Source organism: Streptomyces tibetensis (genome assembly GCF_007655005.1).
In the GTDB taxonomy this organism is placed as follows: domain Bacteria; phylum Actinomycetota; class Actinomycetes; order Streptomycetales; family Streptomycetaceae; genus Streptomyces; species Streptomyces tibetensis.
On record NZ_SZVW01000038.1, the window covers coordinates 1 to 23,479 of the forward strand.

At 71.2% G+C, this 23,479-nt stretch carries 22 protein-coding genes and 1 riboswitch; of the genes, 10 read left to right on the forward strand and 12 right to left on the reverse strand.

The genetic code is table 11. The features are described 5' to 3' along the window. Nucleotides 1-79: 79 nt before the first annotated feature. Entirely contained in the window at nt 80-1,036 is a 957-nt protein-coding gene (gene ppk2 / locus FDO69_RS40085) for a polyphosphate kinase 2 (protein WP_170321016.1), read from the reverse strand. A 317-nt stretch (nt 1,037-1,353) separates the two neighbouring features. Here ppk2 and FDO69_RS40095 point away from each other — a divergent pair, with 317 nt between their 5' ends. Next, complete coding sequence (locus FDO69_RS40095) at nt 1,354-1,530, forward strand: hypothetical protein (protein ID WP_420878586.1); 177 nt, start codon at nt 1,354-1,356, stop codon at nt 1,528-1,530. Between the two features lie 118 nt (nt 1,531-1,648). Here FDO69_RS40095 and FDO69_RS40100 read toward each other — a convergent pair whose 3' ends face one another. From FDO69_RS40100 to FDO69_RS40120, 5 genes are all read right to left on the reverse strand, one after another. After that, nucleotides 1,649-2,377 (reverse strand): SDR family NAD(P)-dependent oxidoreductase, encoded by a 729-nt coding sequence (locus FDO69_RS40100; RefSeq protein ID WP_104789072.1) that lies wholly within the window; start codon nt 2,375-2,377, stop codon nt 1,649-1,651. A gap of 59 nt (nt 2,378-2,436) precedes the next feature. Beyond that, entirely contained in the window at nt 2,437-2,820 is a 384-nt protein-coding gene (locus FDO69_RS40105; RefSeq protein ID WP_104788997.1) for a hypothetical protein, read from the reverse strand. Nucleotides 2,821-3,051: 231 nt separating this feature from the next. Then, nucleotides 3,052-4,083, reverse strand: coding sequence for an NAD(P)/FAD-dependent oxidoreductase (locus FDO69_RS40110; RefSeq protein WP_104788999.1), 1,032 nt, complete (start codon nt 4,081-4,083; stop codon nt 3,052-3,054). Further along, nucleotides 4,080-4,595, reverse strand: coding sequence for an isoprenylcysteine carboxyl methyltransferase family protein (locus tag FDO69_RS40115; protein WP_104789001.1), 516 nt, complete (start codon nt 4,593-4,595; stop codon nt 4,080-4,082). Before FDO69_RS40115 ends, FDO69_RS40110 begins: the two co-directional genes overlap by 4 nt. Nucleotides 4,596-4,599: 4 nt before the next feature. Beyond that, the gene (locus FDO69_RS40120) at nt 4,600-5,736 is read right to left on the reverse strand and encodes a type III polyketide synthase (RefSeq protein ID WP_104789003.1); all 1,137 of its coding nucleotides are present in this window, start codon (nt 5,734-5,736) and stop codon (nt 4,600-4,602) included. A 46-nt stretch (nt 5,737-5,782) separates the two neighbouring features. Here FDO69_RS40120 and FDO69_RS40125 point away from each other — a divergent pair, with 46 nt between their 5' ends. Beyond that, the gene (locus FDO69_RS40125; protein ID WP_104789005.1) at nt 5,783-6,643 is read left to right on the forward strand and encodes a UbiA family prenyltransferase; all 861 of its coding nucleotides are present in this window, start codon (nt 5,783-5,785) and stop codon (nt 6,641-6,643) included. Between the two features lie 105 nt (nt 6,644-6,748). Here the strand turns inward: FDO69_RS40125 and FDO69_RS40130 are convergent, their stop codons facing one another. Continuing rightward, on the reverse strand, nt 6,749-8,131 hold the full coding sequence (locus FDO69_RS40130) for a glycoside hydrolase family 43 protein (protein ID WP_104789074.1): 1,383 nt from the start codon (nt 8,129-8,131) through the stop codon (nt 6,749-6,751). A gap of 192 nt (nt 8,132-8,323) precedes the next feature. Continuing rightward, a riboswitch (cobalamin riboswitch) is annotated at nt 8,324-8,475 on the forward strand. Between the two features lie 36 nt (nt 8,476-8,511). Here FDO69_RS40130 and FDO69_RS40135 point away from each other — a divergent pair. Both FDO69_RS40135 and FDO69_RS40140 read left to right on the forward strand, forming a co-directional pair. Beyond that, on the forward strand, nt 8,512-8,733 hold the full coding sequence (locus FDO69_RS40135; RefSeq protein WP_104789007.1) for a CbtB domain-containing protein: 222 nt from the start codon (nt 8,512-8,514) through the stop codon (nt 8,731-8,733). Nucleotides 8,734-8,754: 21 nt separating this feature from the next. After that, nucleotides 8,755-9,513: a CbtA family protein gene (locus FDO69_RS40140; RefSeq protein ID WP_104789009.1), complete on the forward strand. Its 759-nt coding sequence runs from the start codon at nt 8,755-8,757 to the stop codon at nt 9,511-9,513. 40 nt (nt 9,514-9,553) lie between these two features. Here FDO69_RS40140 and FDO69_RS40145 read toward each other — a convergent pair whose 3' ends face one another. The 4 genes from FDO69_RS40145 to FDO69_RS40160 all read right to left on the reverse strand — a co-directional run bounded on the left by FDO69_RS40145 (nt 9,554) and on the right by FDO69_RS40160 (nt 12,567). Further along, nucleotides 9,554-10,144, reverse strand: a complete 591-nt coding sequence (locus FDO69_RS40145; RefSeq protein WP_104789011.1) for a histidine phosphatase family protein — start codon at nt 10,142-10,144, stop codon at nt 9,554-9,556. A 31-nt stretch (nt 10,145-10,175) separates the two neighbouring features. Then, the gene (locus FDO69_RS40150) at nt 10,176-10,574 is read right to left on the reverse strand and encodes a hypothetical protein (protein WP_104789013.1); all 399 of its coding nucleotides are present in this window, start codon (nt 10,572-10,574) and stop codon (nt 10,176-10,178) included. Between the two features lie 134 nt (nt 10,575-10,708). Then, the gene (locus FDO69_RS40155) at nt 10,709-11,656 is read right to left on the reverse strand and encodes an MIP/aquaporin family protein (protein WP_104789015.1); all 948 of its coding nucleotides are present in this window, start codon (nt 11,654-11,656) and stop codon (nt 10,709-10,711) included. Between the two features lie 158 nt (nt 11,657-11,814). After that, nucleotides 11,815-12,567 (reverse strand): helix-turn-helix transcriptional regulator, encoded by a 753-nt coding sequence (locus FDO69_RS40160; RefSeq protein WP_199838365.1) that lies wholly within the window; start codon nt 12,565-12,567, stop codon nt 11,815-11,817. 160 nt (nt 12,568-12,727) lie between these two features. Here FDO69_RS40160 and folE point away from each other — a divergent pair, with 160 nt between their 5' ends. Beyond that, nucleotides 12,728-13,384 carry a GTP cyclohydrolase I gene (folE, locus tag FDO69_RS40165; protein ID WP_104789076.1) on the forward strand — a complete coding sequence of 219 codons (657 nt, stop codon included), beginning with the start codon at nt 12,728-12,730 and terminating at the stop codon, nt 13,382-13,384. A gap of 57 nt (nt 13,385-13,441) precedes the next feature. Here the strand turns inward: folE and FDO69_RS40170 are convergent, their stop codons facing one another. Beyond that, on the reverse strand, nt 13,442-17,095 hold the full coding sequence (locus tag FDO69_RS40170) for a LamG-like jellyroll fold domain-containing protein (RefSeq protein WP_104789019.1): 3,654 nt from the start codon (nt 17,093-17,095) through the stop codon (nt 13,442-13,444). A gap of 394 nt (nt 17,096-17,489) precedes the next feature. On the opposite strand from FDO69_RS40170, the gene FDO69_RS40175 reads away from it, so the two are divergent. From FDO69_RS40175 to FDO69_RS40195, 5 genes are all read left to right on the forward strand, one after another. Next, nucleotides 17,490-18,512, forward strand: a complete 1,023-nt coding sequence (locus FDO69_RS40175; RefSeq protein ID WP_104789022.1) for a LacI family DNA-binding transcriptional regulator — start codon at nt 17,490-17,492, stop codon at nt 18,510-18,512. A gap of 126 nt (nt 18,513-18,638) precedes the next feature. Then, nucleotides 18,639-19,880 (forward strand): sugar ABC transporter substrate-binding protein, encoded by a 1,242-nt coding sequence (locus FDO69_RS40180; RefSeq protein ID WP_104789024.1) that lies wholly within the window; start codon nt 18,639-18,641, stop codon nt 19,878-19,880. Nucleotides 19,881-19,890: 10 nt separating this feature from the next. Continuing rightward, nucleotides 19,891-20,874 carry a carbohydrate ABC transporter permease gene (locus FDO69_RS40185; RefSeq protein ID WP_104789080.1) on the forward strand — a complete coding sequence of 328 codons (984 nt, stop codon included), beginning with the start codon at nt 19,891-19,893 and terminating at the stop codon, nt 20,872-20,874. Then, nucleotides 20,871-21,689, forward strand: coding sequence for a carbohydrate ABC transporter permease (locus FDO69_RS40190; RefSeq protein ID WP_170321017.1), 819 nt, complete (start codon nt 20,871-20,873; stop codon nt 21,687-21,689). Before FDO69_RS40185 ends, FDO69_RS40190 begins: the two co-directional genes overlap by 4 nt. A gap of 33 nt (nt 21,690-21,722) precedes the next feature. After that, complete coding sequence (locus FDO69_RS40195) at nt 21,723-23,465, forward strand: amylo-alpha-1,6-glucosidase (RefSeq protein WP_104789027.1); 1,743 nt, start codon at nt 21,723-21,725, stop codon at nt 23,463-23,465. Nucleotides 23,466-23,479 lie beyond the last annotated feature (14 nt).

The window sequence follows — 23,479 nt, forward strand, 5'->3', positions numbered from 1 at the left end:
CTGCTCGCCGTCTGACACAACCGATCATGTGTTGCGACGATCCCTAGAAACCGCCAACCGGGGGGAGGGGCCCGATGCGTCAGCCGGTCTCGGGGTGCTTGCCGGGCCCCTCGGCGCCCGGGTACAGCGGAGTGGGCGACAGCGTGGTGTCCTCCTCACCCGGCTCCAGCAGGGTGTCGGCGGCGCCCACGATGAGGGGATCGGGCATGCCCACCGCATCGCGGTCCTTGCTCGCGTAGTCGACGCGCGACAGCAGACTGCGCATGGTCTCCAGCCGGGCGCGCCGCTTGTCGTTGCTCTTGACGACGGTCCAGGGGGCGTGCGCGGTGTCCGTGGCGCGGAACATGTCCACCTTCGCCTCGGTGTAGTCGTCCCAGAGGTCCAGCGAGGCCAGGTCGGTGGGGGAGAGCTTCCACTGGCGCACCGGATCGACCTGCCGGATCGCGAAGCGCGTGCGCTGCTCGGAGCGCGACACCGAGAACCAGAACTTCACCAACAGGATCCCGTCGTCCACCAGCATCCGCTCGAAGGCCGGGCACTGGTCGAGGAACAACTCGTACTCGTCCTTGGAGCAATAGCCCATCACGCGTTCCACGCCGGCCCGGTTGTACCAGGAGCGGTCGAAAAGGACGATCTCCCCGGCCGTCGGCAGATGCGCGATGTACCGCTGGAAGTACCACTGGCCCGACTCGCGTTCGGTGGGCTTGTCCAGGGCGACGACGCGTGCGCCGCGCGGGTTGAGTCGCTCGGTGAGCCGCTGAATCGTTCCGCCCTTGCCCGCCGCGTCGCGTCCCTCGCACACGACGATCAGGCGTGCCCCGGTGTCCTTGACCCAGCGCTGCAGCTTGAGCAGCTCTATCTGCAGGATGCGCTTGGTCCGCTCGTACTCCTTGCGGCCCACTTTCCGGTCGTAGGGATAGTTCTCCCGCCAGGTGCGGATGGGGCGCCCGTCACCGTCCAGCACGATCGGCTGCTCCCGTCGGCTGGTGTCCACGGTCAGCCCGTCCAGCAGCCTGTCCGCGTCTTCGGCGCTCATCACTCGACTCCCCGTTCGGCTCGCAGGTCGGCACCGAGCGTACGGTGCACGTCGTGCGGGTACGGCTCCCGTCGCTGGTGAACGCATACACGGGTGCCCCGCCCGGCCCCGCCCATGTGAGGTGCTGCGCGGCTACGCTCCGGGCCTGGCCGTGGTCCGCCGTTCGACCAGCGTGGGGGACAGTTTGACCTGCACCGACGGCTTGCCGCGGTCCGTGATCCGCTCCCGCAGCAGGCGCGCGGCGTTCCGGCCGATCTCCCGGCCCCCCTGGTCGACGCCTCCGCCCTGCCGGTGCCGGGCTGTCGTACGAGGCGGTCGTGCCCGCGAACAGCGAGGCCGCCCTGCGCCTGCCGGCCCTCTCCGCGGACGCCGTCCGCGAGGGCCGGACCCCGCTGGCCCGGGCGGACGGCGTCCGCTTCACCGGACACGCGGACGGCGTGGCCTCCTACCGGCTGCCGTCCGGCACCTACCGCCTGACGCCCCGGCTCCGCTGACTCACACCCGGTAGTGGAACCCGGTGTCCTCTGCCGCTTCGGCTGCCCGGCCGTCCGGGGAGCGGGCGCCCGCAGACGGACACGCTCGGCGCAGCCCTGGCCGAGGGTGGGCCCGTGCTCAGAGCGCGGTACCCGTCTCCTCGGCCAGGGCCCGCACGAGACGGTCCTGGAACGCCTCGTCGTGGACGGCGTCATGCGGCTGCAACCGCCGGCCGTGGTACCAGTACCCGCCGGTCGTCAGGGCCTCCGAGTCGTCGCTCGACGCCAGCCACTCCTGCGTCTGGTGGCCGAGCTCGAGGTCGTCCGGGGCGCCCGGCCCGCCCATCCTGGTCGGCACCCAGCCGGGATCCACGGCGTTGCTCGGCGCTCCGGGGCGCAGCCGGGCCACCGCGGCCGCCAGCGCCGTCACGAACAGCTTGCTGTCGGCGTACGACCCCGCGCTCTCGCCCCGCCAGTCGGTCCCGTCCAGTGCCGACGGGCGCCCGCCGAGATGCGAGCCGCTGCTCAGGTACACCAGCCGGCGCGGCCCGCGCAGCAGGGCGGTCAGCAGATAGGGCGCGACGATGTTGACCGGCATGACCGCGGGTCCGCTCCACACCCCGGCGTTGTGGACGACGGCGTCGAGCGGCGGCGAGGCGGTCAGCTCGTCGGCGACCCGCCGCACGGCGTCACGCTCGGCGAAGTCGCCCACCACGACGTGTGCCCCACGGTCGGCCAGCTCATCCAATACCTTCGCCCGCTCCGGATTGCGGGCGTGCACCACCACGTCGTGTCCGGCGGCCACCAACGCCTCTGCCGTGGCCCGCCCCAGGCCCTCCGCGGACCCGGTCACCAGGATCCGGCGCACCGTTCCTCGCATGAGCCTGCCTCCTTCCACAGGATTCGCGTCCCGCGAGGAGACACGTCTCAGATCACACAGCCGTTGATCCCGGGTACCCCGTCGATCCAGTCGGTGCTGTTCTCGACGTAGTAGCTGGACACGATCCCGTACTTGGTCCACCCCCGCGGCTGGACCATCAGCCAGTACGGGTTGCCGCCGACCGACTGCCCCGGGACCTGGCAGTACACCAGAACCTCGTCCCAGGAGTTGATGCGGCCGATGACCGTGGGGCAGTTCGAGGTGCTCGGGGCGTGGATGCAGTTGCCCTCGTTGATGTCGCGGACGTTGACCCCGTCCGCCCACACGCCGTACCAGCCCTTGCCGTGCCCGTCGGCCGCGGCGCTCTGGGAGGTGGTGATCACGAGGGCGAGTGCTCCGGCGACGGCGAGTGCCGCGGTCGTCTTGCGCATGACGTTCCTTTCGCTGCCGTGGCGGGACCCATCGCCCCGCACCCTAGGCAACTCGGGGACGCCGCGGTGCCTGACATCTGTCAGGACCGGAGCCGGGAGAGCGGCGCGAGGACGGGCCCGGGCGGGGCCGATTCGCCGACAACTCCGTCCGGCACGGCCACCGACCGCCTCGACTCGGGCCACGACCTGTGACCGGCCGGCGTCGGCACCGGCGATGAAGGGGGGCAAGCCCTACGCCAGTGCGTTCACGGCCGCCGTGAAGACCCGGGGCAGGCGCGCCGCGGTGGGCATGATGACCGGCGCGAGGGCGGGCCGCTGGCGGACCCTCACCAGGAGGTCCGTCAGCAGCCGGTGCCGGCGGGTGGCACGGTTCCAGTCCGCCTCGTAGCGGTCCGGCGTCCCGCGGCGCACGTTCGTGACGAGGGCCTGCGCGCCCGTGAGGGCCAGGGAGATGCCTTCGCCGGTGAGGGCGTCGATGTAGCCGGCGGCGTCACCGACGAGCAGCACCCGGCCGTGGCAGCGGGTGCGCACCCGCTGGCGCAACGGTCCCGCGCCCCGCACCGCGGTCACGGCCGCCGCAGGGGCCAGACGGGCGGCCAACTCGGGAAAGGCCGCCAGCTGGGTGTCGAAGGAACCCCGCCGGGACGTCAGGAGCGCCACGCCGACCAGTGAGGGGCTCAACGGGGTGACGTACGCCTCCCCGTGCGGCCCCCAGTGCACCTCGACGTAGGACGCCCACGGCGGCACCGCGTAGTGCCGACGCAGTCCGTACCTGGGTTCGCCACGAGTCCTCATCTCCAGGCCGAGCGACCGGCGCACCGGTGAGTGCAGCCCGTCCGCGGCCACGAGCCACCGGGCGCGCAGACCCGTGCCCGGCACCGTCACGCCCGTGGCGTCCTGCCGTACCGCTTCCACGCGCAGGGGCAGTACGGGCACCCCGGCGTCGGTGACGGCCCGGTGCAGTACGTCGTGCAGGCCGGTGCGGCGCGTGCCGAGGCCCGGACCCCGCCGGAAGTCCGCCTGGACCCGCCGGGGTCCCTGGACATAGCGGATGCCGGTGATCGGCCGGCCGGGGACCTCCAGACCGAGGGCGCGGAGGGCTCGGACGGCGCCGGGCATCAGGCCCTCGCCGCAGGCCTTGTCGACCGGTGCGGGGCGGGGCTCCGCGACGACGACGTCGAAGCCGGCGCGGGCGGCGTGCAGAGCGGTCGCCAGGCCCGCGGGCCCGCCCCCGGCGATCACCATGTCGAGGGTGTCTCTCATGCGGGCACGGCCCGGGTGAGGGCCGCGTTCTCGCAGCGGATGCGGACGGTCAGCAACCACGCGTTGGCCACGGTGAACACCAGCGCGCTCAGCCACGCGCCGTGCACCAGCGGCAGGGCGGCGATCTCCACGACGACGGCCACGTAGTTGGGGTGGCGCAGGAACCGGTAGGGCCCGGTGCCGACCAGACGCGCCCCGGGGACGACGATGACCCGGGTGTTCCAGTACGGCCCGAGCGTCATGACGCACCACCAGCGCAACGCCTGGGCCAGCACCACGAAGACGAGCATGGGCATGCCGAGCGAGGGCACGAAGGGCCGGTCGGCGAGGGCGGGTTCGAGGAGGCAGCACACGATCAGCCCGGTGTGCAGGGTGACCATGGCCGGGTAGTGGCCGCGGCCGTGCTCGACACCGGCGCGGGCCAGGGTCCAGGACGCGTTGCGCCGGGCCACGGCCAGTTCGGCGAGGCGTTCGGCGCCGATAGCCAGGAGGAGAAGGACGTACCACGTCATGAGGTCACCAGCGCAGCAGGACGAGTTCGGAGCAGAACCCGGGGCCCATCGCCATGAGCAGGCCCCAGCTGCCGGGCTCGGGCGGGGCGGATTCCCGGATGGTCTGCAGGATGTGCAGGACGGAGACGGAGGACATGTTCCCCACGGCCGCCAGCGAGTTCCAGGCGGAGGCCAGGGCGTTGTCCGGCAGATCGAGTGTGTCGGCGACGGCGGAGAGCACCTTGGGCCCTCCCGGATGGCACACCCAGGTTCCGATGTCCTCGACGGTGAGGCCGTGGTCCGCCAGGAAACCGCGCAGGTGCCGACCGAAGTGGCTCCGTACGATGCCGGGGATGCCGGCACCGATCACGACGCGGAACCCGGTCGTGCCGATGCTCCAGCCGAGGAGCTGCTCGGTGTCCGGATACAGCCGGCTGCGCGTGGCGACCACCGTGGGGCCGGCGGCGTCCGGCCCGGCGGATGTGCCGGCACGGGCGACGAGTGCCGCGGCGCCGTCCCCGAACAGGGCGCCGGCCACGAGGTTGGCCTGGGAATCGTCCTGTCGCTGAAGGGTCAGCGAGCACAGTTCGACGGTGAGCAGCACGGCCGTCCCACCGGGATGCCCTCGCAGGTAGTCGTGCAGCCGGGCCAGACCTGCCGCGCCCGCCACGCATCCCAGTCCGAAGACCGGCACCCTCTTGACGTCGGGTCGCAGGCCCAGACGTCCGGCCAGCCGGGCATCGAGCGAGGGGGCGGCGATGCCGGTGACGGAGGTGCACACCAGGAGGTCGACATCGGCCGGTTCGAGTCCCGCTTCCTCCAGCGCGCCGGTGAGGGCCTCTTCGCCCAGCTCGATACCGGCCGCCATCCAGGCGTCGTTGGCCTCCCCGAAGTCGCGCAGGGCGGCATACCGTTCGATCGGCAGCGCGAGGTGCCGCGCGCGGACTCCGGCGGACGCGTGCAGACGGCGCAGCAGGGCGCGGTCGGCACCCGGAGCCAGGCACAGATCGCCGATCGGCTCGGTGAGGTCGTCCTGGGCGTAACGGTGCGCGGGCAGCGCCGTGTGGACCGCCGTGATCGTGGTCCCCGCAGGGGGCCGGGCCTTCTCGTGCAACGTGCCGGGTGAGGCGGGGAGGTCTTCGGCCGTCACAGGGACACGCATATCGATAAAGCCTCTCTCGCCCCGTTTGTCCATTTATCTTGCCTGTGTGTCTCTACACCCGTCACCCGTCCTTCCCCGAGCGACACGCCGCGTCCCGGCGCTGCTGCGCTCCTGCCACCTGGAACCGGCGCTCGCCGTGACGGTGTTCGCGACGGTGCTGGCCGTCGCGGCCGGCCGGGGCGCGGCGGGTTCGGCCGCGGTGGCGACTGCCGTGCTGGCGGGCCAGCTCTCGGTGGGCTGGTGCAACGACGCGGCCGACGCCCGGCGCGACGCGGCCAGCGGGCGCGGCGACAAGCCGGTGGCCACCGGTGAACTCCCGCTCGGGGCCGCGGCCGTCGCAGCGGGGGCGGCCCTGGCCCTGTGCGTGCCGCTGTCCCTGCTGAGCGGAGCCGTCGCGGGAGTGGCGCACCTCGCCATGGTCGCCACTGCCTGGAGTTACAACCTGCTGTTCAAGCACACGCCGCTCTCCCCGCTGCCCTACGCCGTCGCCTTCGGCTCGCTGCCGGCGTTCGTCACCCTCGGCCTGCCGTCGCCGTCCTGGCCCGCCTGGTGGGCGATGGTGGCCGGGGCCCTGCTGGGGGTGGGGGCGCACCTGGTCAACGTGCTTCCGGACATCCAGGACGATCTCGCGACCGGGGTGCGCGGCCTGCCGCAGAGGCTGGGCCGCAGGGCCTGCCGATGGCTGGCCCCGTCCCTGATGCTCGCAGCCGTCTGCGTGCTGGTCACCGGCCCGCCCGGAGGCGTGGGGCGCCCGGCCTGGGTGCTGGCGGGGGCGGCCGTCGCCGTCTCGGTGGCGGGCACGGCCCTGCCCTGCGATGACCGCAGTCGGTGGCCGTTCCGGGCGGCTGTCATCGTGGCGGGCATGGCCGTGACCCAACTCCTCCTGCGCGGGCCGGACATGACGTAACCGTCGAAGGCCGGCTCGTGAGGGCCCTGTGCGGGCGTACCCGGTGCCGTGTGTCCATGGCGGGAGTTCGTGTTTGAGTGGCGTCGGTTCGGCGGTGCCCCGTGTTCAGTAGCCCACGCGGAAGGTCGCGTCCTGCCGGTCGGTCGTCGTGGAGACCGGGTCGATGCGCAGGGCGTAGTCGGCGTGGCGGATGTAGCGGGTCGGGTAATTGTGGGAACGGAAGGAGGCCCAGTTCGCGTCCGCCAGGCCCGCGGTGCGGTGGAAGGTCGCGTCCGCGGCGAACGTCGGCGTGCCGTCGTTGACGTCGAGGCGGAGCGCGTAGTCGTAGTGCCGCAGGTAGCGGGTCGGCTGGTTGACGGACCGGAAGGAGACCCCGGAGCCGTCGGCGAGCCCCGGGACCAAGGTCCACAGGGAGTCCTTGTACGGGTCGATCGGGTACTCGTCGATACGGCCCAGGTAGTCGGAGTGGCGGACGTACCGGGCCGGGAAGTTGTAGGACTTGAGCCGGTTCCAGCCTGGCGCGCCCCACTTCGCGAGCAGGTTGCCGTACTCGGCCGTGGTGATCGGCGCGATGCCGCAGTGCTTGGAGTTGACCGGCTGGGTGTAGGTCCTCTGGTCGAGGGCCGTCCAGGTGCCGGAGGCTAGACCGGCGGATTGCCAGGCGTAGAAGACGCCGTTGGGCGTGTAGGTGTCGCCCCACAGCCACCAGGTGCCGGACGTGAGGGACTTCACCAGGGTCGGTGCCTCGGTGCCGCCGTGCGCCACGCCCGTGCCGAACTCGGTGAAGCTGCCCGGGTTCAGGGTGGTGGATCTGGCGCCCACCAGCGTCTGGTTCCTCTTGAACCAGAGGTAGTTGTAGCCGTTCACGCCGACGGCCATGTCGCCGTCGATGACGTCGTAGCCGGGGTCGAAGAAGACCTGCGGGGCGGAGGCGGTCGCGAAGTCGGTGGTGTGGTTGACCATGATCACGTTGTGGCCGCTGGAGTTCACCGAGGAGTAGATCACCGCGTACTGCCGCCGGCCCGCGTCCCAGAACGCCTCGGGGGCCCAGCTGTGGGTGGCCATGTCATGCAGTTTCAGTCGCCGGTAGCCGGTGAAGGTGCGCAGGTCGGCCGAGTCCCAGACGTGGATGTACTGGCTGTTGTAGTTCCAGTCGGTGCCCTTGAGGTCGGTGGCGAGCACGACGAACGTACCGTCCTGTTTGCGCATCAGGAACGGGTCGCGCAGCCCGAGAGCTCCCGCGGTGGGGGTGACCAGGGGGTTGTTCTGGTTGAGTGGAGTCCACTCGAGCCCGTCGGAACTGACGGCGAGGTGCAGGCCGTAGTCGGTGCCGTCACCGAGTTTGGTCGACTCGGTGAAGTAGACCATCGCGTACGCCGAGTCCGCGGCGTGCGCGGTGCCGGTGCCGGTGCAGAGGGTCAGCGCGAGCGGCGCGGCGGCGGTCATGCCCAGGAGGCCGCGGCGGGAGAGGTGGGGGTTTGCTCTCATCTGCATCTCCAAGGGGCGTGGGGGAGCCGAACTGAGGAGCTGTCCTTCCCGTCACCGCATTTGTTCGTTATGTCGAACGACGTTCGCGGTGTCGGTGGGGAACGTAGAGGTCCCGTCATGTCACCGTCAATGGTTGCGTCGGTCGCAGGTAAGCGTTGGGTGAGAGCCGGCCTCGGCTGACGGCTGGGCATTGGTCATGTACCGGTCGAGCGGTACGGTCGGTGCGAATCGACGACGGCAGGACGGAAGCCGGTGGGAATCCGGCACGGTCGCGCCACTGTGTGCTCCCTCTCCTGGACGAGACGGGGGCGAGTCAGACCCGTAGCCGTCGTCCCGTGCACCACCGACAGGGGACGCGAGCTCCCCGAGGAGGACCCGCCATGGCGCAGCATGTCGCCCAGCCGACGGACACCACCCCCGCCCTCCCCGCCAAGCTGCCGATCGGCGCGATCGTCCCCTGGGTGGTCTTCTTCGGCATCCTGATGTTGGTCCTGCTCTACTTCGTCGGCGCCGAACAGGGCGCCACCTCCGTCGTCTCCGGCGAGGACGTCCACGAGTGGGTGCACGACGCACGCCACCTGCTCGGCTTCCCCTGCCACTGACGCCGCGGAGCCGCATCCCTCATGAACTCCACCCTCGTGAGAAATCTGCTCGTGCGCGGCATGCTCGCGGGTCTCGCCGCCGGCGTACTCGCCCTGACCGTCGCCTACTTCCTCGGTGAACCGCTCGTCGACCGGGCGATCGGCTTCGAAGAGGCTCACGCCCCCGCTCACGGGCACGAGGTCGAACTCGTCTCCCGCGGCCTGCAGTCCACTGCCGGCCTGGCCACCGGCGTCCTCTTCTACGGGGTCGCCTTAGGCGGCATCGCAGCTCTGGCCTACTGTTTCGCGCTCGGCCGGGTGGGCCGCTTCGGTCCACGCGCCACGGCGCTGCTGCTGTCCGGCGGCGCCCTGCTCTCCGTCTACGTCGTACCGTTCCTGAAGTATCCGGCCAACCCACCGGCCGTCGGCGACCCCGGCACCATCGGCAAGCGGACCACCCTGTACTTCCTGATGATGCTGCTCGGCGTCCTGCTGGCGATCGCCGCCACCCTCCTCGGCAAGCGCCTCGCGCCGGGCCTGGGCACCTGGTGGGCGACGGTCGTCGCGGTGGCCGCGTTCGTTCTCGCGGTCGGGCTCGCGTACGCGTTCCTGCCCGCCGTCAACGAGGTGCCGGCCGACTTCCCGGCGACCGTGCTGTGGCGGTTCCGCCTCTGCGCGCTGGCCGTCCAGACCACTCTCTGGGCCGGATTCGGGCTGCTCTTCGGCGAGTTGGCCGAGCGGTTGCTGAACCCCGGGCCCGCGACGGCCACCGCCCCGGCCCGGCCGGTCGCCGCACCCTGACGGCCTGCCTGAACCGGCGTTCCCGGAGAGCCGGCGCGACTCACTGCTCCGCGCCGGCTTCCGGTACGTCCAGCGGGCGCCCGAGCCGCAGGTTCCAGCGCCCGGCCCGGCCGCTGAGCTCCGTCGCGGTCAGCGGCGGCACGTCCAGCCGCCAGAATCCCGCCGCCGGCAGGCCCAGCACGTGGACCACGGCCGCCCGGACGACGTCCGGCTCGACCACGGCGAGCGTGCGCCCGTCCGTGTCACGGAGGCCGTCCAGCCAGGCGGCGACCCGCGCGCACGCGTCCCGTACCGACTCCCCGCCGTGGGGTGCGCTGGAGGGATCGGTCAGCCACCGCCCCACCGCCTCCGGTTCGGCGACGGCCACCTCGTCGAGGGTCCGGCCGCGCCACCGCCCCACATCCAGCCCCGTGAGTCCGGCCGCCTCGGCCGCGTCCAGTCCCAGCGCCCCGGCGGTCTGCCGGCAGCGCGCACTGGGGGAGACGACCACCCGGGCGGCCGAGGGCAGCGAGCCGGCCGCCGCCGAGGCCCGCTCCCGCCCGCCCTCGTCGAGCGCACCCCCGGCGTCGAAACGGGCCTGCCGCAGGGACCGGTTCATCGCCGGCGAGACGAGGACGACTCGGCTGGTCATCCGGCCGTGCGCCTCCTGCCCGCTACTGCGGTCACGCCCGGGGCCTGCCCTGGATCTGCATACCGGGGCGGCGGCGGTGCACGGTCACGTACGAAAGGCCGCCCACGCCCGCGGTCACGCTGCGGACACTGCCGTGCGGCAGCCAGACGAGGCTGCCGGGCTCCACCGGGTGCGGCCCGACCGCGGAGCCGAGCGTGCCGTCTCCCGCGACGACGAGCAGCAGGACGTCGAGGTCGGGCTCGGCGTGGGCGTCGATGGACCCCCGGGGCGGTACGCGGACGAGGTTGGCGTCCAGTTGCCGGCCGGGTTCGGCCAGCCGCCACAGGGCGCCGGTCGCTTCCGGGGCGGCCGCGGCGAGCGACCCGGTGTTGCCGAGGATCCGCGGAAGGGGAGCGTCGGCCCCGCCGGGGAGCTCCTGCGGGTCAGTCATGGATCGTGCCACCATCCGATACGGGCCCTGCCCTGGGCCGGTTCGCCTGTACGGCAGGCGATCCGCGCCGCTCCCGGGCGGACGCCCAGAGAAATCTAGCATCGGCCGCAGTCCCGGCCGCGGCCGATGCCCGCTCACTCCTCGTCGGCGGAGGTGGTGCCACGTGTCCGCCCGGGCTCCGGCTCCTCGCCCTGCTGCGCACGGGCGTGCAGTACGTCGCCGATGAACAGGTCGTACACCAGTACGCCGATCACACCGCCGACGAGCGGCCCGACGATGGGGATCCACCAGTAGCCGCTGAACGCCCCGGCGAGGCTGCCGGGAAAGGCCAGCCCGTCCCAGCCCGCCATCCAGGTGAACAGGCGAGGGCCGAAGTCGCGGGCCGGGTTGATGGCGTATCCCGCGTTCGCCCCGTAGGACATGCCGATGGCCGCCACGACGAAGCCGATCACCACCGGGCCGAGATTCGCCTTCACGGCCGTGTTGCGCAGGTCGATGATCGCCACGACCAGCATGACCAGGAAGGCGGTGCCGACGATCTGGTCGATCAGCGGACCCCAGATGCCGCCGTTGAAGTAGGGCGCCGGGAACGTGGCGAAGATCGAGAACGAGGCGAGGGTCTTCCCGTCGGTCTTCGGCCCCTTGAAGGCGGCGTCGAAGGCGTTGATGGCGTCGTGGTACACGGCGTAGACCAGGGCCGCCCCCGCCAGGGCGCCGAGCACCTGGGACACCCAGTAGGGAACGACCTTGACCCAGGGGAACTTACGGCGGACGGCGAAGGCCAGGGTGACCGCCGGGTTGATGTGCGCTCCGCTGACGCCGCCGGCCACGTAGATGCCGAGGATCACGGCCATGCACCAGCCCCAGGTGATCAGGAGCCAGTCCCCGGCGCCGAGGAAGAAGATGGTGGGCCCCTCGGTACGGCCCGAGCCGGGCAGCGCCGCCACCGTCATGGCCACCACGCCGCACCCGAAGGAGATGAGGACGAACGTCCCGAGGAACTCCGCCAGGCACTCGCCCGCCAGCCCTGCGCGACGTCTGAGCCTGGAGGGCTTCACCAGAGGTTTGATCTCCACTGCCATGTGATTTCTCCCTGGGGTCGCTGCGGTCGCGGATGACGCGCGGTAATCACGTGGTAACCCGGCGCACGGCGCGCGGCAACCGCAGAAGACCCTCCGGCGGCTCGCTCACCCTGCCCGCCGGGCGCGCGACGGGCAACGGTGCGCGGCCCCGATGACCCTCAGTGCTCCATGGGAGTCTCCTCGGCGGACTCGTTGTCCCCGGAGCCGAGCCGGACGCAGCACTCCCCGGGTTCCGGTGCCAGCGCCGCGCGGACGCCGTTGACCTCCAGGCCCTCGAGGTAGCCGCTGAGGAACGCCTGGTTCATGCCGCACACCAGATCCGGTGCCCTGGCGGCCAGCGGATGGAAGGGGCAGTTGCGCAGCCGGATACGGGTCGGCGTTTCCCGTACGGGCTCGTAGCCGTACTGGTCCAGCAGGCGCTCGCAGGTGGTCAGCCCCCGCTCGGGGCCGAGCCGGCCCGGGCGGCTCTCGTGCCGTGCGGCCTCGCCCACCTGCCGGCCGCGCTGCCGCGCGGCGCGCATCGCGGCCTGCGCGGCGGTTTCACCGGTCTGCTCGGTCAGGACGGCGTCCAGGAGCAGGTCGGCCAGCAGTTCGTGCCGCCGATCGGGGATGTTCACGGTGATCTGCTCGCCGGTGGGCTCGTACACCTTCGGCTGCCTGCCGACCTTGCGGGTGCCGCCCGGCGCTTCGTAGCGGGCGCGCAGCAGACCGGCGTCGACCAGCTTGTCGAGGTGGAAGGCGGCGAGTTTGCGGGAGATGCCGACGCTGGCGGCGGCCTCGTCACGGGTGACGGGACGCCTGGCCCGCCGGATGAAGGCGAACATGCGCCGGCGTGAGTCCTCGCTCAGGACGCTGACGGAATCGATGGCGCTGCCGGCCGGATCGGCCTGCGCGGGCGGGTCGGAAGCCACACGACCACGGTAACTCCCACACATGTGGGTGCGAGAGCCGTTCGGGCGTCGTGGTCTGCACACCTTGACCCGACACGGAATAAAGGAAAAACTTGTTGGTGAAACTCTGGAGGTCACCATGGTCCCGCTCTCACCGCACTCGGTATCGGAGGCAGCCGGCATGACGGAGCACTCCGCGCCGGTCTCCGCCCGGACGGAGCCCTACGACGGAGAAGCGACGGCACCCGTACGGCCCGTCCTGCGGGTGGTCCACGAACCCGAGGGGATCGACCTGGCCGCCGCCGAGGTCGCGGCAGGCCGGTTCCTGGAGGCCCTCGGCATCTGCACGGCCTCGGAGAGCCTGCGCGGCACACCCGGCCGGATGGCCCGCGCCTACGCCGAACTCTTCAGCCCACGCCCCTTCGACCTGACCACGTTCCCCAACGACGAGGGCTACGACGAACTCGTCCTCGCCCGGCGCATTCCGGTCCGCACCGTCTGCGAACACCACCTGCTGCCGGTGGTCGGCACCGCGCACGTCGGCTACCTGCCCGGGGCCCGCATCCTGGGCCTGTCCAAACTGGCGCGCGTCGTCGAGCACTTCGCCTGCCGCCCCCAGGTCCAGGAGCGACTGACCAAGCAGGTCGCCGACTGGCTGCAGACCCATCTGGAGCCCAAGGGCGTGGGCGTGGTCATCGAGGCCGAGCACTCCTGCATGACGCTGCGCGGTGTGCAGGCCACCGGCTCCGACACCCTGACCTCCACCCTGCTCGGCCTCCTGCGCTCCGACGCCCGCTCCCGCAGTGAGTTCCTCGCTCTGACGGGGGTGGCCAAGTGAGCGCGGCGCGGCGCCCGCGTCCGTCGGGGACGGTCGCGGGCGCCGCGCGTCAGCGGGTCATCGCACCTCTCGCGCATAGGGCGCGACGGTGATCCGGTCGATCAGCGGCGCATAGCGCGAGCGGAGCAGCACGCCGGGGAAGGTGTCCGAGGCGTAGGAGGTGCCGTCGAAGTTCGGCAGTTCCTCGGAGCGGAAGCCGATCGTGTTCTTGCCCTTCTTCAGCTGGACTGGGACGGTCAGCTCCCAGAAGTTGTTCTCGTGGAAGCTGTGCGGGAAGCCGACGCGATGGGCCGGGCCGCCGTTGACGCTGATGTCGGCGTGGCGGGCGAGCGGGTCGGGGTTGTAGTGGGTGGCCTCGGACTGTTCGGGGTTGGAGTAGCGGACGCGCAGCGCGTACAGGCCGGCCCGGTCCGCTGTGACGGTGAACGTCGCCGTGTTGCCGTTGCCGGGGGCGCCGCCGATGCCCGTGATCGCGGTCCCGTCGGTGGCGAGGGACAGCGGGGCGAGCGTGGCCGAACCGGCGAGCGTCGCGGCCCCGGCTTCGTAGGTGCGCGCCGGCAGCGTCCCCTCGGTCGGGGTGACCGTGAGGCGGTCGACGAGGGTCGTGGCCGGGCCGCCGGTCACCGTCACCTTGTTGACGCCGCCGGACAGGGAGACCGCCGCAGTGCTCCGGCCCTTGGCCAGGCGCAGGACGTCGTGGCCGTTGACGGAGAGCCGGGCGCCCGTACCGCCGAGGGTGTCGACCCGGAGGGTGGCCTCGCGGTCGGCGGGTGAGTAGACCCAGAACGTCGCGCTCTGGTCCTTCGCGAGCCGGACCGCGCCCGAGCCGGTGGCCGCCGGCTTCGGAAGGTCGTACACCGGCCGTGCCCCGCCGGCAGGCCATGCCAGTTCGCCTTCGTACACCTGCGTGTCCGTTGAGGCGCGGGGGAGGGAGAGCGTCAGGCGGTCGACGATGGCGTCGCCCTTCGTCGCGCGCTTGCCGTCGGCGCTCTTCGCGGCGAGCGTCAGGGTGTGCTTGCCCTTGGTGAGCTCGACCCTGGTGTCGGCGTGGTCCCACACGACCCACTTGTAGCCGAGCGGCAGGTGCAGTTCCTGCTCGCCGGCCGCCTTGCCGTCCACGCGCAGGAAGACGTTGGTGGGGCCCTGCTCCTCGACCTTGTCGTAGGTGTTGAGGGAGTTGGCGAAGACACTCAAGTCGTACGTGCCGTCCTCGGGCACGTCCACGGTGAAGTCGAGTGTGACGTCCGTGCCGGTGCGCAGGCCGCCGACGTCGTAGCCGCCGGAGGTGTAGAACTTCGACACGTCACGCGGTGAGCCCTCCGGGCCGTTCTTCGACCAGCCGGAGCCGGTGTGCGCGGCGTCCTCGGCCTCGTACGAGGACTGCCAGCGCACGGGCGGTGCCTGCGTGCCCTTCGCCTCCCCGGCCGGGCTGAGGACGACCTCGTAGGCCGAGGACTCCTTCAGCTTCGGCAGGACGCCGTCGCCGAAGTCGAGGGCGACCCTTCCGTCACCCCCGACCGTCAGGTTCGTCTCGGCGAGGAGCTTCGGACCGGACGAGTCGCCGACCTGCCCGCTCCACTCGATCTCCCGCACCCAGGCGTGCACGCGCTTGCCGAAGACCTTCTCCGGGACGCCCGCGAAGGTGACGTGGCCCTTGCCGGTGGACCCACCGAAGATCAGCCGGGACTGCTTCTTCTTCTCGTCGAGGGTGGCGACACCCTGCATGGTGTAGTTCTCGCCCGGGAACGGCGGGGTCACCTTCACCGTGTGGCCGCTCATCGAGGCGTACGAGTTCAGCAGCCACCACTGCCCGTTGCCGCGGTTCGACTGCACCGCGGAGTCCGACAGGTTGCCGTCGATGTTCCAGTAGGCGATGTCGGCGTCGACCTTGGACTCCTCGATCGCGGACACCCACTGGATCATCTGGCCCGGCACCGAGGTGTGGTAGTTGAACGCGTACTCGTTGATGTTGATCGGGAGTTGGGTGCCTTCCCGGTCGGTGCCCTCGAACAGGTCCTTCTCCCAGGCCCGGTACTTGGCGACGCTCTGGCGCACCGCCTCCGGGTGGCTCAGCTCGTGCCAGGTGATGACGTCCGGGAGGGTGCCGGCGGCCAGGGTGTGGGTGAGAAAGCCCTTGACCTGGTCGTAGAGGATGCTGGTGTTGGGCCCGGCGATGCGGGCGCCGGGCATCCTGGTTTTGATGAGCTTGTACGCGGAGTCCCAGGCGGCGAAGTAGTCGTCGGGGTCGTTCAGCCAGCTGACCTTGTTGTAACTCCACTCGCCGGTACCGAACATGTTGCCCTCGGGCTCGTTGAACGGGACGAAGACGATGTTGTCCTGGTACTGCTTCGGCAGCCGGAGCACCTGGTCGACCTGCTTGGCCATCTTCTCCTCGTACAGCTTGAGCTTCTGCGCGGGTGTGTCGCCCGGCCACTCGTAGGGGAAGCCGCGGTGGATGTCGGTCATGTAGATGTACACATCACCGTCGGTGGAGTCGGCCAGCGGCTTCACCACCTCCAGGGCGTCGGCGCCGGGGTGCTGCGGACCGTCCTGCGCCTTGGTGGAGACCGTGCGCAGGCCCATGCCCTCCATGAGGTTGTTGGTGGGGACGTCCGGCCCGTACACGCCGTAGAGGGTGCCGGAGGCGCCGCCGTGGAACGCGCCGGTGTCCGAGCCGAGGTCGACGGTGAGCTCGCCCTCGCGGACCACGGTGACGGTGGCCTTCACCGCGCGCCCGGCCGCGGTTCCGGCGACCGTGAAGGTGCCCGGCGCGGCGTACTTGTCGGAGGGCACGGCGTCCCAGGTGACGGGCGTGTCGCGGTCGTAGCCGTCGGAGAACGAGGCGCGGACGGCGGCGGGGAGCGACGGGGCGGTCCCGGTCGTGGTGCGTGCCTCGAAGGAGGTCTTGGAGAGCTGCTGGAGGGTCGGCACGGCACCGACCGTACCGGCCACCTGCTCGGGGCTCAGCGCCGCGTGCCACACGGTGAAGTCGTCGATCGCGCCCCGGAGCAGCGGGTCCGGATAGAGCGACTTGCCTATGTACCCGGCGGCGGTGGCCGAACCGTCCAGCAGGTCTCCCGCCTTGATGCCGGTCGCGGCGGAGGAGACCGCCAGGCCGTCGAGGTAGGTGGTGAGCCGGCCGGCGGTGGTGTCGAGGGTGACGGTGACCGTCCGCCACTCGTCGGCGGGCAGGCTCGCGTAGCCGCGGACCTGGGTCTCCGCGCCTCCGCCCCCGGTGGTCACGGAGGTCTGGAAGAGCCCGCTGCCGTTGTAGGGCGTGCTGAAGAGGTACTTGGTGGTGTCCGTGCCCAGGTCGAAGATCCGCTGCCAGGGCGACGTGTCACCGCTCCACTTCACGCGGGCGGAGACCGTCAGGTCGGTCGTTCCGGCGAGCACCTGGCGGGGCAGGCGGACGTACGCGCCGTCGGAGGAGGGAGCACCGCCGGGCAGGGACAGCGCCCTGCCTCCCACTGTGCCGTCGACCGAGCGGGCGGTGGAGGCGTTCACCAGGGTCGCCGTCAGGCCGTTGCCGGAGCTGTCGGTGATCTTCCCGGAGGCGAGGTCGTCCTGGTCGAAGGAGTAGTGCGCAGCGGGCTGCGGTGCCTCGGCGGCCTGCGCGGGGGCGGCCGGTGCGGCCAGCAGGCCCGCCCCGAGGGTCAGCGCCACGGCGGCCGGGGCACGGCGCCGCGTGAATCTGTCAGCGGATGGCATGGATGGCGTCCTCAGTCGTCGTGTCGTCGCGTCGCGTCGTGTCGGGTCGTGTCGCCGCTTCGGCGAGCAGCGGTGGGGTCCACACGTCCGTCGAACCGGTTCGATCCGTAGCGCGTGCAGGTGGTGCGTGCAGGGGGTAGGGGGAGCGTCGGATGGGGGGTACGCCGGTGCACGGATGAGGGCATGAGGGTCTGTCCCACCGTGACCGAACGGGACGATGCATCGAACCGGTTCGCGAAGCTAGCACCGGCACCCCGGGGCAGCAATGCCTGTGACACGAGGATTCAGGGCGGACACCCGACCGGCCAGCGAAGTGCGTCCCAGGTATTGACAGCAGTCGGGACGGTTCCTACCTTCCTGCCATGCGAACCGGTTCGACGAGCCAGGAGTTGCCGTGAACATCGGGGAGATCGCCAAGCGAGCCGGAGTCTCGCGGAGCACCGTGTCGTACGCACTCAGCGGCAAGCGCCCGGTCTCGGAGGACACCCGCCGAAAGATCCAGCAGGTCGTCGACGAACTGGGCTACCGGCCCAGCGCCAGCGCCCGCGCCCTGGCCAACGGACGGACCAGCACCATCGGCCTCGTCTTCCCGCCGGCCGGCAACCACTACACCGGCATGCAGCTGGACTTCATCGGCAGTGTCGTGGAGGCCGCCGCGGCCTACGACTACGACGTGCTGCTGTCACCGAGCGGTGTGGACAGCGACCGGTCCTTCCAGCGGCTGCTGGGGGAGCGGCGGGTCGACGGCGCCATCCTGATGGAGATCAGACTGGAGGACGACCGGGCCGACCACCTCGCCGCGCTCGACTTCCCGGCCGTCGCCATCGGCCGCACCGCCCACCCGGAGAGCGGCTGGTGGGTCGGCCTGGACCACACGGCGCTGGCGGCGGCATGCGTCCGCCACCTCGCGGACCTGGGCCACCGCAGGGTCGCCTTCGTCAACCGCCCCGAGCAGCTGCTGCGCGCCGGGTACGAATCGGCACACCACGGCCTCGACGGCTTCACCAAGGCTGCGGCCGAACGCGGGCTGACTGTGCGCACGTACTGCTGCGGCGACGACGCCGCCTCCGGCGAGGCCTGCCTGGAACAGATTTTGCGCGACGACCCGGACACCACCGCCCTGGTCACCCTGAACGAGGCCGCGCTGGGCGGTCTGTACCGAGGACTGGCCCGGGCCGGCCGCCATGTGCCGCGCGACTTCTCCGTCACCGGGGTGGTGGCGAGCCGGTGGGCGGAGACGGTGACCCCGCAGCTCACCGCCGCGGACGTCCCGGCGGAGGAACTGGGCCGGCGGGCCGTCGAACTACTCGTGGAGCGGCTCGACCAGCCCGGCGCCGCCGCTCGGCACCACCTGCTGACACCCCCCATCTCGCTGCGGGCCAGTACCGGTCCCGCCACCGGCTCCCCACAGCCCTGACCTCCTCACCCCGTTCCTCTCCCCTCTTCTTCGAGCACACCCCCTCACCGCCTCCCTCCGGTGTGCCCGCTTCCTCCACATCGCCCCCGCCACGGCACCCCTGTGCCCAGAACGAAGGAACCAGCGATGCACAGCACCTCCAGACGGCGCCTCGCCGCAGTGGCCCTGTCGACCGTCCTCGCCGCGGCCGGCACCGCCTGCTCCTCCGGCTCGGGGAGTACCGACACCAAGGGTGCGGACAGCGGCACCTACACCATCTGGGACCCGTACCCGCAGTTCGCCAAGGGCTCGGCGTGGGTGAAGCTGCTGGACGCCTGCGGCAGCAAGGCCGGCGTGAAGGTCAAGCGGACCGGTTTCGACACCAGCGACCTGGCCAACAAGACGCTGCTCGCGGCCCAGCAGGGCAACTCCCCGGACGTCCTCATCGTCGACAACCCGGTGGTGTCCACCCTCGCCGAGGCGGGCGTGCTCACCACGACCGACGAGAACAAGCTCGACACCTCCACCGTGGACCCCAACCTCCTCGCGGCCGGCCAGTCGGACGGCAAGACCCACGGCACCCCGATCGGCGCCAACACCCTCGCGCTCTACTACAACAAGAAGGTCCTGAAGGAGGCCGGTGTCGACGTCGCCTCCATCAAGGACTGGAAGTCGCTGACGACAGCCCTGGAGAAGACCAAGAAGGCGGGCAAGAAGGGCATCACCTTCTCCGCGATCGGCACCGAGGAGGGCAGTTTCCAGTTCCTGCCGTGGTTCTGGGGCTCCGGCGCCGCCCTCACCGACCTCGACTCGCCCGCGGCCGTCTCCGCGCTGTCCCTGTGGAAGGGCTGGCTGGACAAGGGCTACGCCCCCAACTCCGTGCTCAACAACACCCAGACCACCAGCTGGCAGGAGTTCGCGAGCGGCGACTACGCCTTCGCCGAGAACGGCACCTGGCAGCTCGCGGCCGCCAAGAAGGCAGGCTTCGACTACGGCGTCCTGCCCATCCCGGCCACCGGCGGCGGCAACGCCGCGGCCCCGACGGGAGGCGAGTTCGTCACCGTCCCCGTCCAGAGCGACACCGGCCGCTACGCCACCACGAGCAAGCTCACGGCCTGCCTGACCAGCAATACCAACCTGTACGACACCGACACCACCCTCTCCTACGTCGCCCCCACCGAAGAGGTCCGGAACAAGCAGGTGGCGGCCGACCCCGCGCTGGGGCCGTGGGTCGACGCGGTCAAGGCGGCCAAGGGCCGCACCAGTGACGACCTGGGCACCAAGTACCCCAAGATCTCCGAGCAGATGTGGAAGGCCGTGCAGTCCGCCCTCAGCGGGTCCAAGTCGCCCAAGGACGCGCTGACCTCGGCGCAGGCCGCGGTCAAGTGATGTGGGTCCGATGAAGCAGACCGTCCATCCGCCGGAGCACCGGTCCGTGCGGCTGCGGAACGGGGCGGCCCACGCCGCCCCACCCCCGGCCCGCACCACGGAACGCCGCCGGCCCGTCTCCCCGCAGTGGGCCGCCTGGGCCTTCCTCACCCCGGTGACCCTCTACCTCGCCCTCTTCTACGCCTATCCGCTCTACCGCAACCTCGACCTGAGCCTGCGCAACTACACCGTCCGCTCCTTCGTCCAGGGCGACGCCCCGTTCACCGGCCTGGAGAACTACCGCAAGGTCTTCGACGACCCGACCTTCGCCCCGGCCCTGCTCCACACCGTGGTCTTCACCGGCGTGTGCCTGGCCTTCCAGTACGCCATCGGACTGGCCCTCGCGGTCTTCTTCAATCAGCACTTCCGGCTCTCGGCGACCCTGCGGGCCCTGTTCCTCGTCCCCTGGCTGCTGCCGCTGATCGTGTCGGCCTCGACCTGGTCGTGGATGCTCAACAGCGACTCCGGCATCGTCAACGCGGCCTTGCACGCCCTCGGTCTCGACCCCGTCAACTGGCTGACGTCACCGTCCTGGTCGCTCACCTCGGTGATCATCGCGAACATCTGGATCGGCGTCCCGTTCAACCTGGTCGTGCTCTACAGCGGCCTGCAGTCCATCCCCTCCGGCCTGTACGAGGCGGCCGCCCTCGACGGGGCGGGAGCCTGGCGCCGCTTCTGGAGCATCACCTTCCCGCTGCTGCGCCCCGTGTCCGCGATCACCTTGCTCCTCGGGCTGGTCTACACGCTCAAGGTCTTCGACATCATCTGGATCATGACCAAGGGAGGCCCCGCCGACGCCTCCACGACCTTCGCCACCTGGTCCTACCAGCTCGGCTTCGGCAATCTGCTGCCCGCCTTCGGCCCGGGCGCGGCCGTCGGCAACCTGCTGGTGGTGGCCGCCCTGGCGTTCGGCCTCCTCTACATGAGGGTCCAGCGAAAGCAGGCATATTCATGACAAGCCGACGCACCTGGGGAAAGACGACCGTCGGCGTCCTGCTGACCGCGATCATGCTCTTCCCGGTCTACTGGATGCTGAACGTCTCCCTCACCCGCGACCAGGACATGCGCAAGTCCCCGCCCGACCTGTTCCCCGTCCACGGCACCCTCGCCGGCTACCGCACCGTCCTCGACGAGCAGTTGCCCTACCTCGGCACCAGCCTGGTCATCGGCCTGGGCACCGTCGCCCTCACCGTGGCCCTGTCCGCCCCCGCCGGTTACGCCCTGGCCAAACTGCGCCCGCGCGGCGGAGGAGCGCTGAGCTTCCTCCTCCTCGCCGCGCAGATGATCCCCGGCATCATCATGGCGATGGGCTTCTACGCCATCTACCTGCAACTGGGCCTGCTCCAGTCCGTCCCCGGGCTGATCGTCGCCGACTCCACCCTTGCCGTCCCCTTCGCGGTGCTCATCTTCACCGCGTTCATGTCCGGCATCCCGGGCGAAATGCTCCAGGCGGCCCGGACGGACGGCGCCGGGCCCGTGCGCACCTTCTGGTCGATCGTCCTGCCGATGAGCCGCAACGCCGTGGTCACGGTCTCGCTGTTCGCGTTCCTGTGGTCCTGGTCCGACTTCGTCTTCGCCGGCACCCTCGTCAACGGAGGGGCGCACGAGCCGATCACCCTCGGCATCTACCACTACATCGGCAACAACAACCAGGAGTGGAACGCCATCATGGCCACCGCCGTCGTGGCCTCGCTGCCCGCCGCGGTCATCCTCGTCCTGGCCCAGCGCTACGTCGCCGCCGGCGTGACGGCCGGCGCGGTCAAGGACTGACCTTCCCCCTGCTCGAGAAACGAGTGACACCACATGACCGCCGACCGCTCCGGCCCGGCCTTCTCCGTCCACGACATCCCGTTCAGCACGTTCGGATCCTGGTTCGGCATCTCGCCCGTGGTGGCGGAGAAGACGTACGCCGAGGATCTCCACCTCGTCTCCCATCAGAACGGCATGCACGCCGTCCTGAGCCTGACACCCCTCGACCCGGTCACCGCAGACCGGGCGGAGACCCGCGTGGAGGCCAGACCGGGCCTGCTCAGCTGGACCGGCGCGGGCGGGCGCGTCGACCTCGCCTACGAGTCGCCGGACACCGTGCGACTGCGGGGGAGCGGCCTGGGCATGGCCGTGCGGGCAGCCGCACCGACCCTGACGCCGTTCGGCGGGACCTACTTCTTCCACGACGCCGCGGTCGGCGCCCACGTGTTCACGTCCTACGAGACGGGACGCCGGTACCGCGTCACCGCGCTGTCCGGCACCCTCGACGCGACCGGGGCCGAGACGCTGGGCAGCGCCGAGCGCGGTCTCGCCACGGCCGCGGCGGCGGACGGGACCTGGGAGATCGCCATCGAGGAACTCGAGGCCGCCCGCCCGGCGTACACGTCCGCGGCGGCCTTCGACGACATCGCGGCATGCGCGCGGGACTCGTTCGCCCGGTTCGTGGACGTGGTGGCTCCCTGGCGCTCGTCCGCCACTCCGGCCGCCGAACTGGCCGCCTACGTCGTCTGGTCGGCCACCGTGAATCCGACCGGTCGGGTCACCCGGCCCGCGGTGCTGATGTCCAAGCACTGGATGGACAAGGTGTGGAGCTGGGACCACTGCTTCAACGCCCTTGCCCTGGCGCCCGGTTGCCCGGAACTGGCACGGGACCAGTTCGCACTGCCTTTCGACCACCAGGACGGCAGCGGCGCCCTTCCCGACTCGGTGGCCCACTCCGAGGTCCTCTACAACTTCGTCAAACCGCCCATCCACGGCTGGGCCTTCGGCCATCTGCGCCGCCGCCTGCCGACGCCCCCCGGCCCGGCCGAACTGGGCGAGACCTACCAGCGGCTGGAACGCTGGACGAACTTCTGGCTCACCGCCCGACGCGCCCCAGGCTCCGCCTTCCCCCACTACCAGCACGGCAACGACAGCGGCTGGGACAACGCCACCACCTTCGACCCCGAGCGGGTGGTCGAGACCGCCGACCTGTCCGCCTTCCTCGTCCTCCAGCTGCACGAACTCGAAAATCTGGCCGAGGAGTTGGGCCGGGGCGACGAGGCCCGCCGCTGGGCGCGAGCAGCCCAGGAGACCCAGGCGGCACTGCTGGACCAGCTCTGGAGAGACGACCGGTTCGTCGCCCGGGGCGTCGGTACGGGGGACACCTGGAGCAGCGCCAGTCTCCTCGACCTCATGCCCATCGTGCTCGGCGAGCATCTGCCGGCCCCCGTCAGCGGCGCCCTGGCCGACCACATCAAGGCCCACCTGACGCCGTACGGTCTCGCCACCGAACTGCCCACCTCCCCCCACTACCTCGACGACGGCTACTGGCGCGGCCCCATCTGGGCCCCCGCCACCGTCCTCGTCGAGGACGGCCTGCGCCGCGCCGGACACCACCGCCTGGCGGACGACATCAGCAGCCGCTTCCGTGCCCTGTGCGAGGCCCACGGCTTCGCGGAGAACTTCGACGCCCTCGCCGGGACGGGCCTGCGCGACCGTGCCTACACCTGGACCGCCAGCAGCTACCTCCTCCTCGCGGAGGCGTACGCGCTCCGAGGTGACCACGATCTGACGTGACCCCCGTGGGCGGC